The 12,548-nt window shown below is 72.6% G+C and carries 11 protein-coding genes and 1 pseudogene; 6 read left to right on the top strand and 6 right to left on the bottom strand.

What is annotated here, in order from left to right; genetic code table 11:
• The first annotated feature begins 83 nt into the window (after window positions 1–83).
• Together MQV74_RS11495 and MQV74_RS11490 are read left to right on the top strand one after the other, a co-directional pair.
• Entirely contained in the window at window positions 84–716 is a 633-nt protein-coding gene (locus MQV74_RS11495; RefSeq protein ID WP_242716547.1) for a uridine kinase, read from the top strand.
• A gap of 306 nt (window positions 717–1,022) precedes the next feature.
• On the top strand, window positions 1,023–1,442 hold the full coding sequence (locus MQV74_RS11490) for a CBS domain-containing protein (RefSeq protein WP_242716545.1): 420 nt from the start codon (window positions 1,023–1,025) through the stop codon (window positions 1,440–1,442).
• Window positions 1,443–1,467: 25 nt separating this feature from the next.
• On the opposite strand, the gene corA is transcribed toward MQV74_RS11490, so the two are convergent.
• The 3 genes and pseudogenes from corA to MQV74_RS11475 all read right to left on the bottom strand — a co-directional run bounded on the left by corA (window position 1,468) and on the right by MQV74_RS11475 (window position 4,786).
• A complete protein-coding gene (corA, locus tag MQV74_RS11485; RefSeq protein ID WP_242716538.1) occupies window positions 1,468–2,622 on the bottom strand; it encodes a magnesium/cobalt transporter CorA in 1,155 nt (384 codons plus the stop codon).
• 350 nt (window positions 2,623–2,972) lie between these two features.
• Window positions 2,973–3,884, bottom strand: a pseudogene (locus tag MQV74_RS11480) (carbohydrate kinase family protein); the annotation flags it as partial.
• Window positions 3,881–4,786: a pseudouridine-5'-phosphate glycosidase gene (locus tag MQV74_RS11475; RefSeq protein WP_242716536.1), complete on the bottom strand. Its 906-nt coding sequence runs from the start codon at window positions 4,784–4,786 to the stop codon at window positions 3,881–3,883. The gene MQV74_RS11475 and the pseudogene MQV74_RS11480, both read right to left, overlap by 4 nt.
• A gap of 104 nt (window positions 4,787–4,890) precedes the next feature.
• Here MQV74_RS11475 and MQV74_RS11470 point away from each other — a divergent pair, with 104 nt between their 5' ends.
• Window positions 4,891–5,259 (top strand): cupin domain-containing protein, encoded by a 369-nt coding sequence (locus tag MQV74_RS11470; protein ID WP_242716534.1) that lies wholly within the window; start codon window positions 4,891–4,893, stop codon window positions 5,257–5,259.
• A gap of 101 nt (window positions 5,260–5,360) precedes the next feature.
• Here MQV74_RS11470 and MQV74_RS11465 read toward each other — a convergent pair whose 3' ends face one another.
• The 3 genes from MQV74_RS11465 to MQV74_RS11455 all read right to left on the bottom strand — a co-directional run bounded on the left by MQV74_RS11465 (window position 5,361) and on the right by MQV74_RS11455 (window position 8,398).
• On the bottom strand, window positions 5,361–6,641 hold the full coding sequence (locus MQV74_RS11465) for an MFS transporter (RefSeq protein ID WP_242716532.1): 1,281 nt from the start codon (window positions 6,639–6,641) through the stop codon (window positions 5,361–5,363).
• 184 nt (window positions 6,642–6,825) lie between these two features.
• Entirely contained in the window at window positions 6,826–7,404 is a 579-nt protein-coding gene (locus tag MQV74_RS11460) for a methylated-DNA--[protein]-cysteine S-methyltransferase (protein ID WP_242716530.1), read from the bottom strand.
• A 91-nt stretch (window positions 7,405–7,495) separates the two neighbouring features.
• Window positions 7,496–8,398 carry a glycerophosphodiester phosphodiesterase gene (locus tag MQV74_RS11455; RefSeq protein WP_242716528.1) on the bottom strand — a complete coding sequence of 301 codons (903 nt, stop codon included), beginning with the start codon at window positions 8,396–8,398 and terminating at the stop codon, window positions 7,496–7,498.
• Window positions 8,399–8,670: 272 nt separating this feature from the next.
• Here MQV74_RS11455 and MQV74_RS11450 point away from each other — a divergent pair, with 272 nt between their 5' ends.
• The 3 genes from MQV74_RS11450 to MQV74_RS11440 all read left to right on the top strand — a co-directional run bounded on the left by MQV74_RS11450 (window position 8,671) and on the right by MQV74_RS11440 (window position 12,481).
• A complete protein-coding gene (locus tag MQV74_RS11450; RefSeq protein WP_242716526.1) occupies window positions 8,671–9,558 on the top strand; it encodes an MHYT domain-containing protein in 888 nt (295 codons plus the stop codon).
• A gap of 51 nt (window positions 9,559–9,609) precedes the next feature.
• Entirely contained in the window at window positions 9,610–11,754 is a 2,145-nt protein-coding gene (gene uvrB, locus MQV74_RS11445; protein ID WP_242716524.1) for an excinuclease ABC subunit UvrB, read from the top strand.
• Window positions 11,755–11,902: 148 nt separating this feature from the next.
• Window positions 11,903–12,481 (top strand): TerD family protein, encoded by a 579-nt coding sequence (locus tag MQV74_RS11440; RefSeq protein WP_242716522.1) that lies wholly within the window; start codon window positions 11,903–11,905, stop codon window positions 12,479–12,481.
• Window positions 12,482–12,548: the final 67 nt, after the last annotated feature.

The following is a 12,548-nucleotide window of genomic DNA, read 5'->3' as shown; positions in this document are numbered from 1 at the left end:
CCGACGGCGTGCCGTACGCGGGCCGCGCCCCCGGTGCCCACCCGCACCGCCGCGCGCCCCCGGCGTGCGGGCATCATGGCCCCGTGCGACTCGAAGCGATCACCTGGGAACGGCTCACCGACACCCTCGCCGACCGGCTCCTCGAACTGGCGCCCGCGGACGGCGGCGACTGGCCCCGCGTCGCCTTCGACGGCGCTCCCGCGGCCCGGCCCGGTGACCTCGCCGAGCGCGTCGCCGATGCGCTGCGCGTGCGCGGGCGGTCCGCGCTCGTCGTCGGCACCCAGGGGTTCCTGCGGCCCGCCTCGCTGCGGTTCGAGTACGGCCACGAGGACGTGGAGGCCTACTACAGCGGCTGGTTCGACACGGGTGCCCTCTGGCGCGAGGTCTTCGGTCCGCTGGACCCCGGCGGCACCGGCCGGATCCTGCCCGACCTGTGGGACCCGGCCGCCGACCGTGCCACGCGCAGCCCCTACGTCCAGCTCCCGCCGGGAGGGCTGCTGTTGCTGCACGGCCCCCTGCTGCTCGGTCATTGGTTCCCCTTCGATCTGACGGTGCACGTACGGCTCTCCCCGGGCGCCCTGCACCGGCGCACGGTCCCTGAGGAGCAGTGGACGCTCCCGGCCTTCGAGCGCTACGAGGCCGAGCGCGACCCCACGGCCGCCGCCGACGTGACCGTACGGGCCGACGACCCCCGGCACCCGGCGTGGAACGGCTGAACCTGCCGCGCGTGCCACCGCCCGCCGTGCCGCCGCCCCTGCCGTGGGGCTGACCGCCGTGGCACTGCCCCTGCCGTGGGGCTGACCGCTGTGGCACTGATCCGCCGTGGTCCCGATCCGTTGGGGTGCCGACCCGCTGGGGTGCCGCCGCCCCGTCCCGGCGCGGCCGTCGGGTGCTGACCGGCTGCGGGTGCAGCCGTCCGGCGCGGCGGTGACAATGAGATCGTCGGGGCTGAACGAGGTCGTCGGTACCAGCGGTGCCCCCGCGCCGCGCCGCGCCGGTCGTCCGGCACCGGGAGGTACGTCATGACCACCGCCGCAGACATCATGCACCGCGGGGCCCAGTGGATCCCCGCCCACGAGACCCTGGACCGCGCCGCGCAGCTGATGCGCCAGCTGGACGTGGGCGCCCTGCCCATCAGCGACGAGAACGAGCGGCTGTGCGGCATCCTCACCGACCGCGACATCGTCGTCCGCTGCGTGGCGATGGGGCACGACCCGGCCAAGGTCATCGCGGGCGAACTCGCCCAGGGCACCCCGCGCTGGATCGCCTCGGACGCCGGCGTCGACGCCGTCCTGGAGGAGATGCAGGGCCACCAGATCCGCAGGCTCCCCGTGATCGAGGACAAGCGCCTCGTCGGCATGATCAGCGAGGCCGACCTCGCCAAGCACCTGACGGAGGAGCAGCTCGCGGCCTGGTGCGAGAGCGTCTACGCCAAGGGCTGACGTCTCCCTCCCCGCGGGCGGCGCCTCACAGCCAGCCGTTGCGCCGGAAGCCCCGGTACAGCACGACGCACCCCGTGGCGATCACCCCCATGACGAGCGCGTAGCCGAACCGCCAGTGCAGCTCGGGCATGTGGTCGAAGTTCATGCCGTAGATGCCGCAGACCATCGTCGGGACGGCCACTATGGCGGCCCATGCCGTGATCTTCCGGGTGGCGTCGTTCTGCGCGACCGTCACCTGGGCGAGGTGGGCCTGCAGGATCGAGTTGAGGAGTTCGTCGAAGGCGGCTATCTGCTCGGCGACCCGCTTCAAGTGGTCGTCCACGTCGCGGAAGTACGCCTGTATCTCGGGCGCGATGACACGTATCGGTTGCGTGGCGAGGACCTGGAGGGGGCGACCGAGGGGCACCACCGCGCGCTTCAGCTCGAGCAGCTCCCGCTTGAGCTGATAGATGCGGCCGGGGTCGGCCGTGCGTGCCCCGGTGGCGGAGAAGACCTCTGACTCGACCGCGTCGATGTCCTCCTGCACCGCCTCCGTCACGTCGAGGTAGTCGTCGACGACCTGGTCCGCGATCGCGTGCAGCACCGCGGCCGGTCCCTGCGCGAGCTGCTCGGGCGTCGCCTCGAGCTGTTCGCGCAGCGGGCCGAGGGAGCCGTGCCTGCCGTGCCGCACGGTGATCACGAACTCGCGGCCGACGAAGACCATGATCTCGCCGGTGTCCACCACCTCGCTGGTCGCGGTCAGTTCGGCGTGCTCGACGTAGCAGACGGTCTTGAACACGGCGAACAGCGTCTGGTCATAGCGCTCGACCTTCGGCCGCTGGTGGGCGTGGACCGCGTCCTCGACCGCCAGCGGATGCAGGCCGAACAGCTCGGCGATGCCGGCGAACTCCGGCTCCGTGGGCTCGTGCAGACCAAGCCAGACGAAGCCGTCGTCGTCCTTGCGGACCTGGGCCACGGCCTCGACGAGGTCACCGTCGCGCGCCGCGGTCTGCCGCACCCCCTTTCTGTACGTCACGCACTTCACGACCGAGGAGCCCAGGGGGGAGCGCGCGGGGTGGCTCAGATCGACGCGCGGGCCGCGCCGGGTCAGGCGGGCCACCTTCTGCAGGCCGCGAACGCTCCTCAGGTTCCCGACCTTGCGGAGGCTGCTCACCTTCCGCAAGTTGCTCCCCATCGACATGTGCGGCTCCTCGCGCTGGACTTGATGGACAAGTCTGCCAGTCCGGCCCCCACCGCGTTGGGGCCTGTGGGATCGGAGGGTTCCGCTCCGGGCCGTCGCCGTTACGCCTGCCCACCGCCGTGCCGCGGAACCTTCGGCGCGGGCCGCGCCCCGGGTGGGAGTACGGGCCGCGCCCCGGGTGGGAGTACGGGCCGCGCCCCGGGTGGGAGTATGGGCCGCGCCCCGGGTGGGAGTACGGGCCGCGCCTCATGCGGAGACGCAGGGCGTGACTCTGGCGGAGACGCAGGGCGTGACTCTGGCGGAGACGCAGGGCGTGACTCTGGCGGAGACGCGGGTCGCGCCTCTGGTGGCGGTGCGGGCCGCGCCCCCACCCGTGACACCGCCCGCGCCCCGGCCCCGCAGCCCTCGGCCACCGCGTCGCACAGCTTCGCGCCCGCGAGCCGCGAGGCGATGAACGCGCCGGTGAACGCGTCGCCCGCGCCCGTGGAGTCCCGGGCCTCCACCCGTTCCGCGGGCACGCGCACCCGCACCTCGCCGTCCCGCGCGGCCAGCGCGCCCGCACGGCCCGACTTGACGACCACCGTGGGGAAGCGGCGGCTCAGGGCCCGCGCCGCGTCCGCCGCCCGCGGCAGGCCCGTGAGCAGCTCCGCCTCGCCCTGGCTCGGCAGCAGCACGTCCACGCCGTCGCACCACGCCAGGAAGCGGCCCGGGCCGTGCCGCGCGAGGAAGCCCGCCGACGCCGGGTCCACGCTCACCGTCACCCCGCGTGCCCGCGCCGCGCCGAGCGCCGCCCGCGCGGCCGCCCGGCCGGTGTCGGCGAAGAACAAGTAGCCGGACAGATGCAGCCAGCCCACGCCGTCGAGCAGCTCCGGCGCCCAGTCGGCGGGGGTCAGGCGCAGCGCCGCACCGCTGTCCGTGAGGAAGGTCCGCTCCGCCGTGCCGCAGCCCGTGTCCACCAGACTGATCACGGTGCCGGTGGGGGCGTCGGGGTCGACGACGAGATGGGGGAGCACGCCCGCCCGGGTCAGGTGTTCCTCGTGCCAGGCCGCCGCGTCGGCGCCCACGCGCCCCAGGAAGCGCACGTCCCGGTGCCCCCAACAGGCGGCCCAGCACGCGACGTTGGCGCCCGCACCGCCCGGCACCGTGCGGATCGCGGCCTCCGTGTCGGTGCCGGGCACCAAGGGGGTGCGATGCCGGGCGACGATGTCCGTGACGACGTCCCCGACGACCAGCAGGCCCTGGGGGCGGCCCCCGCCCGTCATCCCTCGGCCCACGCGGCCGCGATCCGCGCCGCCAGACGTACGTTGCCCCGTACCGCCGCCAAGTTCGCCTCCAGGGAGGCCCCTTCGGTGTGCCGCACCAGGTGGTCGAGGAGGAAAGGCGTCACGGCCTGACCCGTCACGCCCCGCGCGTCGCACTCCCGTAGCGCCTGATCGAGTACGCGCGCGTGGAGCGCGGGGTCGAGCTGCTCCTCCTGGGGCACGGGGTTCGCCACGACGAGCGCCGACTCAGGACCGGCCAGCGCGTCCTGCGCCCGCATCACCCCCGCCACCTCGTCCGGCGTACGCAGCGTCCAGTCCACGGGGTGCCCGGAGTCGGCGAGGTAGAAGCCGGGGAAGCGCTCAGTCCGGTACCCGGCGACCGCGACGCCCAGCGTCTCCAGGCGCTGCAGCGTGGCCGCCACGTCCAGGATCGACTTCACCCCCGCGCACACCACGGTGATCCGGGTGCGCGCGAGCAGCCCGAGGTCGGCGGACTCGTCCTGGGTCGTCGTCCACTCCCGGTGCACCCCGCCGAGCCCGCCCGTGGCGAACACCCGCAGGCCCGCGCGGGCGGCGAGCAGCGCGGTCGCCGACACCGTCGTGGCCCCGCAGGCGCCCGTGGCGACGGCCAGGGGCAGATCGCGGTGGCCCAGCTTCCGGATGTCGTCCTGCCCGGCGACCCGTTCCAGCTGCTCCTTGTCGAGGCCGACGTGGGGGCGGCCGTCGAGGACGGCGATCGTCGCAGGGACGGCGCCCTCCTCGCGCACGGCCGCTTCCAGTTCGAGCGCCACGCGCAGGTTGCGCGGGCGCGGCAGACCGTGCGCGATGATCGTGGACTCCAGGGCCACGACCGGCCGCCGTCGTGCGAGAGCCGTCTGTACCTCGTCGGACACCACCAACACGGGTCTGCCTCCTGCCAGTCGGGTCGCCTTCGCTCCTGGGGCCGCCCCCTGGGTTCATCCCTGGCGGGCGGTGAGCCGCGGCAAACCCATTAGGGTGACCGGCCATGACCACGAATGATCAGAGCGTCGCCTCATTTGCCGTGCACATCCCGGACGTCGACCTGGAGGAGGAGCCGCTGGACCCGGAGCAGATCGTCTCCGGTACCCCGGTGGTCACCGGCAAGGTCCTGTGGGAGTCCGCCGACGGCAAGCAGCTGCGCGGCATCTGGCAGATCACGCCGGGCGTGGTGACCGACACCGAGGCCAACGAGCTGTTCGTGGTCGTCAGCGGGCGCGCCACCATCGCGGTGGAGGGCGGCGACGTCATCGAGGTCGGCCCCGGCGACGCGGCCTTCCTGCGCGAGGGCGACCGCACGACGTGGACCGTCCACGAGACGCTGCGCAAGGCGTACCACATCACGCTGGGCGACTAGGGACTGATCACGCCGGGCGGCCTGGCCCGTCCGACGGGGGCGCGCCCGCCGCGCGGAGGCCAGGGCGCCGCACACGGTCGGCGGCCCCGCCCTCCCCGGCCTCACGTCGTGGGCTCAGCAGTCCGCCCTCCCCGGCCGAACAGGGCGAGGGCCGCCAGCGGCAGGAGCAGGAGCGCCGCCGCGAGGTTGAGCCAGCCGTAGCTCGCCCGCGCGACCACGAGTCCCGCGACCGCGCCGCCGACGCCCGCCGCCGCGTTCATCGTCAGGTCCGACAGGCCCTGCGCGGCGGCGCGCGCGGCGGGCGGCACGGAGTCGGTGAGCAGCGCGGAGCCGGACACCAGGCCCGCCGACCAGCCGAGGCCGAGCAGGAACAGACCCGCCGCGGTCTGCGCGTGGTTGCCGCCCGCGGTGCCCGCGAGCAGCGCGGAGACGGCGAGCAGGCCCACGCACAGGCCGATGACGCTGAGCCGCCCGAGCCGGTCCGCGAGCCGCCCCATCACCGGTGAGAACGCGTACATGCCCGCGATGTGCCCGCTGATCACCAGGCCGATCAGATCGATGCTCGCTCCGTGGTGACCGAGGTCGACCGGTGTCATCGACATGATCGAGACCATCGCGGTGTGCGCGATGACGAGCGTCGCCAGGGCGAGCCGGGCCCGCCCGGACGCGGCGACGGCGGCGACGCCGGCCCGCAGCCCCCCGCTCGCCTTCGTGGTGTCCGTGTCGGGGTCCAGGGCGCGCGCGGTCAGGAGCGGGTCCGGGCGCAGCAGCACGGCCACGACGACCGCCGAGATCAGGAACACCCCGGCCGCCCACACGAACGCCCCCGAGGCCTTGGGGATGCCGAGCGCGGACACGCTGTGCCCCGCGGGCGCGGCGAGGTTCGGGCCGATCACCGCGCCGATCGTCGTGGCCCACACGACGTTCGAGATGGCCCGGGCCCTGGTGCTCGGCTCGGCCAGGTCGGCGGCCGCGAACCGCGCCTGGAGGTTCGCCGCGGAGGCCGCGCCGAACGCGGCCATGCCCACGAGGAGCAGCGGAAAGCTCTCGACGGCCGCGGCCACCACGACGACCGCGGCACCCAACGCGCCGATCAGGTACGCCAGGACGAGACCGGCACGGCGCCCCCGTGCCGTCATCAGCGAAGCCAGCGGCACCGAGAGGAGGGCGGTCCCCGCGACGGTCGCGGTGGGCGCGAGGCCGGACAGCGACTCGGTGCCGCTGACCTCCTTGGCGAGCACGGCCGCCAGCGCCACGCCGGTGGCGATGCCGAGCCCGCCGAGGATCTGGCTGGTGACCAGGACCGCGGCGACGCGGCGGCGCAGGGCGGGCAGGTCCGCCACGGCGACGGGTCCGACGGCCGCCCGCTCGGTCGCGGTCATCGCTCGCCCGCCGGGGCCGTGGCCGACGGGGTGCCTGTACGCGGTTTCTGTGCCGGGTGCGGCACACATCTCCGGAGGGGCGGGGGACACGGGGATATGGAGGATGTGGTCACGCGCGCAGTGTGTCAGCAGGCACGGACCCACCGACACGGCTCGTCCCGCCGGCGCGGTCGCCTGCTCGGCCTCAGAACAGCGGCTCGGGCAGGACCCCCTCCAGGGCCAGCAGCCGCCGCTTGGTCTCCAGGCCGCCGCCGAAGCCCCCGATGCCGCCGTCGCTCTCGACCACGCGGTGGCAGGGCACCACGACCGGCACTGGATTGGCGCCCATCGCCATGCCCACGGCCTGCGCCGCTCCGGGCTGGCCGACGCGGCGGGCGAGGTCTCCGTAGCCCACGACCGTCCCGTACGGAACGCCCGCCGCCAGCTCGCGCAGCACCTGCCGGTTGAAGCCGGAGATCAGCGACCAGTCCAGCGGCAGCTCGAAGTCGCGCCGCCGACCGGCGAAGTAGGCCTCCAGCTGGCGTATGGGCTCCGCGAGCAGCGGGGAGGAGGGCGCCTCGACCGGCTCGGCGCCGAGCCGGGCGCCGAGCCGGTCGAGGGCCTTGTCCCGTACGTCGTCGGTGGCGTGGAAGACGACGTTGACCAGGCCGGTCTCCGTCGCGGCGAGCAGCAGCGGACCGATGTCGCCCGCGACGACGGCCCAGACCGGGCCCGGTCGCCCGTCCTGCCGCTGCTCCTGCTGGGTGTGCCCCGTGGCGTTCATGGACACCACCGTACGACCGGGCACTGACAACGCCGCCCGGCGGTGCCGCTCCGGGCGGCATTCACCGGGCGGCATTCACCGGGCGAGCCGGTCAGTCGCGGAGCGCCGCGCGCACCACGTCGGGCTTGTTGGTGATGATGCCGTTCACCCCGAAGTCCGCGACCCGCCGCGCGGCCGCGGCCTCGTCGACGGTCCAGGTGAAGATCTCCAGCGGCTTGCCGTGCGGACCCTTGAGGTCCTGGATCTCGCCCACGTAGTCGTCGGAGATGGACGTGTGCGTGGAGTTGATCTGGTCGGCGAACCGCGCGTACGTCGGCAGGTCGGCGACGGCGGGCGTCCCCAGGAAGCCCGTCTTGATGTCCGGGCGCTGCGCGTGCACCTGCCGGACGCTGTCCGCGCTGAAGCTCTGCACGACCAGCTCGTGCTTCACGTGGTGGCGGTCGAGCCAGCCCGTCTCGCGCAGCACCCGCAGGGTCTCGCGCTCGATGCCGGGGTACAGCTCCGGCTTCTTGATCTCCAGGACGAGCCGCTGGCCGTTCTCCGTGAGGCGGTTCATGTACTGCGTGAGGGTCGGCACGCGCGCGCCCTTGTACTTGGCGCTGAACCAGCTGCCCGCGTCGAGCTTGGCGATCTCCTTGGCGGTGAAGTCCTTGACCTTCCAGGGGGCGCGGTCGGGGAAGACCTCCTCGACGTTCGTCGTCCGCTTCAGGTTGTCGTCGTGCACGATGACGAGCACGCCGTCCTTGGTGCGCTGTACGTCGTTCTCGACCCAGCGGAAGCCGAGCTCGTCGGCCTTGTCGATGGCGGCGAGGGTGTTCTCGGGGGCGTAGGCGGAGGCCCCGCGGTGGGCGACGACCAGCGGCTCGTGGTGCGCGGCGGCGGCCTGGACGCGGGTCTCCTGGGCGGGTGTCTCGGCGGCGGCGGTGGAGGGGAGTACCAGGGCGCCCGCCCCCAGGAGGGCGGCGGTCGTGGCGGCGGCTGCGCGTGCGGGCACGGCTTCTCCTCGCGTAGAGCTCGGGGGACCCCGAGAGCGTGACAGTGCACGGCCAACTACGGACAGGTGCAGGATGGCCACAGGCTGAACACCAGCCCCCCATGTGGGGACCCCGCGGGCGGAAGCCGTGTTTCTTTGCCGGAAAATCGTTCGAACGTTCCTGGAAGGGCCCTACCCTCGCCTCAGCCGACGCTCCGTCACCCGGCGGTCGACCGGGGGCGGGCGGGGTGTTCCGGGACATCGGCGTACGACAGGCGGAAGGGCTAGCGCTCATGGAGGGCACGGTCGACGGCTTCAGCTACGGGCTCGTCACACCCGTGGTCGCGTACCTCATGGCCTGTCTCGGCGGGGCGCTCGGCCTGCGCTGCACCACGAGGTCGCTGCTCGTCGCCCACTCCTGGCGGCCGGGCTGGCTCGCCCTCGGCTCCGCCGCGATCGGCTCCGGCATCTGGACCATGCACTTCATCGCCATGATGGGATTCACCGTCAAGGAGACCCCCATCACCTACGACCGGCTGACGACCTTCGCCAGCCTCGCCGTCGCCGTCGTCATGGTCGGCGTAGGGATCTTCATCGTTGGTTACCGGGGCGCCAAGGGGACGGCCCTGTTCACCGGGGGCACCATCACGGGCCTGGGCATCGCCTCGATGCACTACCTGGGAATGGCCGGGATGCGCCTTGGCGGCAGGCTCCAGTACAACACCTTCACCGTCGCCGCCTCCGTGGTGATCGCCGTGGTCGCGGCCATCGCCGCGCTGTGGGCCGCCGGACAGGTCAGGGGCTTCCTGTGGAGCCTCGGCGCCAGCCTGGTCATGGGCCTCGCCGTCAGCGGCATGCACTACACCGGCATGGCCGCCGTCAGCGTTCACCTGCACAGCACCCCGAGCCCGTCGCCCGGGGGCTCGTCGGCCGAGCTGCTCGCGCCCCTCATGATCGGCCCGCTGGCCTTCCTGCTGCTCGCGGGCGTGGTCATGATGGTCGACCCGCTGATGATGCTGGGCAAGGCCGACCTGAAGGCCGCCGCACGGCCGCGCACCCCCTCCTACCCCGTGCCGCGCTCGGGCGACCGCCAGTACGGGCACGTCGGCCGCAGATCACCGGCGCGGCCCGGCCGCAGGAGCCGCCGCAGGCCGGGGGCGCGCGCCCCGCAGAAGTGGTGAGCGCACCGCGGGGAAGCGGCATTGTCAGTGCGGAGTCGTACGGTGGATCCCATGCGGCCCGTATCGAAGATCGAACGCACGGTGGCGCCTTTCGAGGTCGTCAGTCCGTTCCAGCCCAGTGGCGACCAGCCGGCCGCCATCGCCGAGCTGGAGAAGCGCATCCGCGCAGGTGAGAAGGATGTCGTCCTGCTCGGCGCGACCGGCACCGGCAAGTCGGCCACCACCGCGTGGATGATCGAGAAGCTCCAGCGCCCGACGCTCGTCATGGCACCGAACAAAACCCTGGCCGCCCAGCTGGCGAACGAGTTCCGAGAGCTCCTGCCGAACAACGCGGTGGAGTACTTCGTCTCCTACTACGACTACTACCAGCCCGAGGCGTACGTCCCGCAGTCGGACACGTACATCGAGAAGGACTCCTCGATCAACGAGGAGGTGGAGCGCCTGCGCCACTCCGCGACGAACTCGCTGCTCACCCGCCGTGACGTCGTCGTGGTCGCCTCCGTCTCCTGCATCTACGGCCTCGGCACCCCGCAGGAGTACGTGGACCGCATGGTGCCGCTCAAGGTCGGCGAGGAGATCGACCGCGACCAGCTCCTGCGCCGCTTCGTCGACATCCAGTACACGCGCAACGACCTCGCCTTCACGCGGGGCACGTTCCGCGTCCGCGGCGACACCATCGAGATCTTCCCGGTCTACGAGGAACTGGCCGTGCGCATCGAGATGTTCGGCGACGAGATCGAGGCGCTGTCCACGCTCCACCCGCTCACCGGCGAGGTCATCAGCGACGACGACCACCTCTACGTCTTCCCGGCCTCGCACTACGTGGCGGGCCCGGAGCGCATGGCGAAGGCGGTCGACGGCATCGAGAGGGAGCTCGCCGAGCGCCTCGCGGAGCTGGAGAAGCAGGGCAAGATGCTGGAGGCCCAGCGCCTGCGCATGCGCACGACGTACGACCTGGAGATGCTCCGCCAGATCGGCTCCTGCTCCGGCGTCGAGAACTACTCGATGCACTTCGACGGCCGCGACCCCGGCACCCCGCCGCACACCCTGCTCGACTACTTCCCGGACGACTTCCTGCTCGTCCTCGACGAGTCGCACGTCACCGTCCCCCAGATCGGCGCCATGTACGAGGGCGACGCCTCCCGCAAGCGCACCCTCGTCGACCACGGCTTCCGGCTCCCCTCCGCGCTCGACAACCGCCCCCTGAAGTGGGAGGAGTTCCAGGAGCGCATCGGGCAGACCGTCTATCTGTCGGCGACCCCCGGCGCGTACGAGCTGTCCCGCTCGGACGGACACGTGGAGCAGATCATCCGCCCCACCGGACTCGTCGACCCGGAAGTCGTCGTCAAGTCCACCGAGGGGCAGATCGACGACCTGGTGCACGAGATCCGCAAGCGCACCGAGAAGGACGAGCGCGTCCTCGTCACCACCCTCACCAAGAAGATGGCCGAGGACCTCACGGACTACTTCCTCGAACTGGGCATCCAGGTCCGCTATCTGCACAGCGACGTCGACACCCTGCGCCGCGTCGAGCTCCTGCGCGAGCTGCGGGCCGGCGAGTACGACGTCCTGGTCGGCATCAACCTCCTGCGCGAGGGCCTCGACCTGCCCGAGGTCTCCCTGGTGGCGATCCTCGACGCCGACAAGGAGGGCTTCCTGCGCTCCGGCACCTCGCTGATCCAGACCATCGGCCGCGCCGCGCGCAACGTCTCCGGGCAGGTCCACATGTACGCCGACAAGATCACCCCGGCGATGGAGAAGGCCATCGACGAGACCAACCGCCGCCGGGAGAAGCAGATCGCGTACAACAAGGAGCGGGGCATCGACCCGCAGCCCCTCCGCAAGAAGATCAACGACATCGTGTCGTCGATCGCGCGCGAGGAGGTCGACACCGAGCAGCTCCTCGGTACGAACTACCGCAAGGCGAAGGACGGCAAGAGCGCCAAGGCCCCCGTGCCCTCGCTCGGCAAGGCGGCCGCCGGGGCGCCCGCCAAGGCGGGGAAGAAGTCCGCCAAGGACAAGCCGGTGCCCACCGACAAGCCCGCCACCGAGCTGGCCGCGCAGATCGAGGAGATGACCGAGCGGATGCGCGCCGCCGCCGCGGACCTCCAGTTCGAGATCGCCGCGCGGCTGCGCGACGAGGTGTCGGAGATGAAGAAGGAACTGCGGCAGATGAAGGAGGCGGGCCTGGCGTAGCGGAGAACGGTCCGGACGTCGCGGTGTGTTGCAACACCGACACAATGTGCGGACCGAGCTGCGGCGCGCCGGATGCCGCTGCATAGGGTGATGGGGCGGTCGCCGGAAGGCGGCGGCCGCCCTGGGGAGTTCGAGAAGGGGACAGCGCGTGACGGTCAACATGACCAAGGGCCAGGCCATCAGCCTGCAGAAGAACGACGGGGGCGCCCTGACCGCGGTGCGCATGGGCCTCGGTTGGAAGGCGGCGCCGCGGCGCGGCCTGTTCGGCACCCGCACGCGCGAGGTCGACCTGGACGCGTCCGCCGTCCTGTTCGCCGACAAGCAGCCCGTGGACGTTGTGTTCTTCCGCCACCTCGTCAGCGACGACGGCTCCGTGCGGCACACCGGGGACAATCTGGTCGGTGGCGTCGGCCAGGGCGGCGACGACGAGGCCATCCTCGTCGACCTCCAGCGCGTCCCGGTCCACATCGACCAGATCATCTTCACGGTGAACTCCTTCACGGGCCAGACGTTCCAGGAGGTGCAGAACGCCTTCTGCCGCCTGGTCGACGAGACCAACGGCCAGGAGCTCGCCCGCTACACCCTGGACGGCGGCGGCCAGTACACCGCCCAGATCATGGCCAAGGTCCACCGCGCGGGCACCGGCTGGCAGATGACGGCCCTCGGCAGCCCGGCCAACGGCCGCACCTTCCAGGACCTGATGCCGGCGATCCTGCCGCACCTGTAGGGCCCGACCCGGCCGTCCCCGGACGGCGGTCCGTACGTACGAAGGCCCGGTGAGGGGGCCGACAAGG

The organism is Streptomyces sp. AN091965, assembly GCF_022698285.1.
In the GTDB taxonomy this organism is placed as follows: Bacteria; Actinomycetota; Actinomycetes; order Streptomycetales; family Streptomycetaceae; genus Streptomyces.
This window is presented reverse-complemented; position numbering and strand designations above follow the sequence as displayed.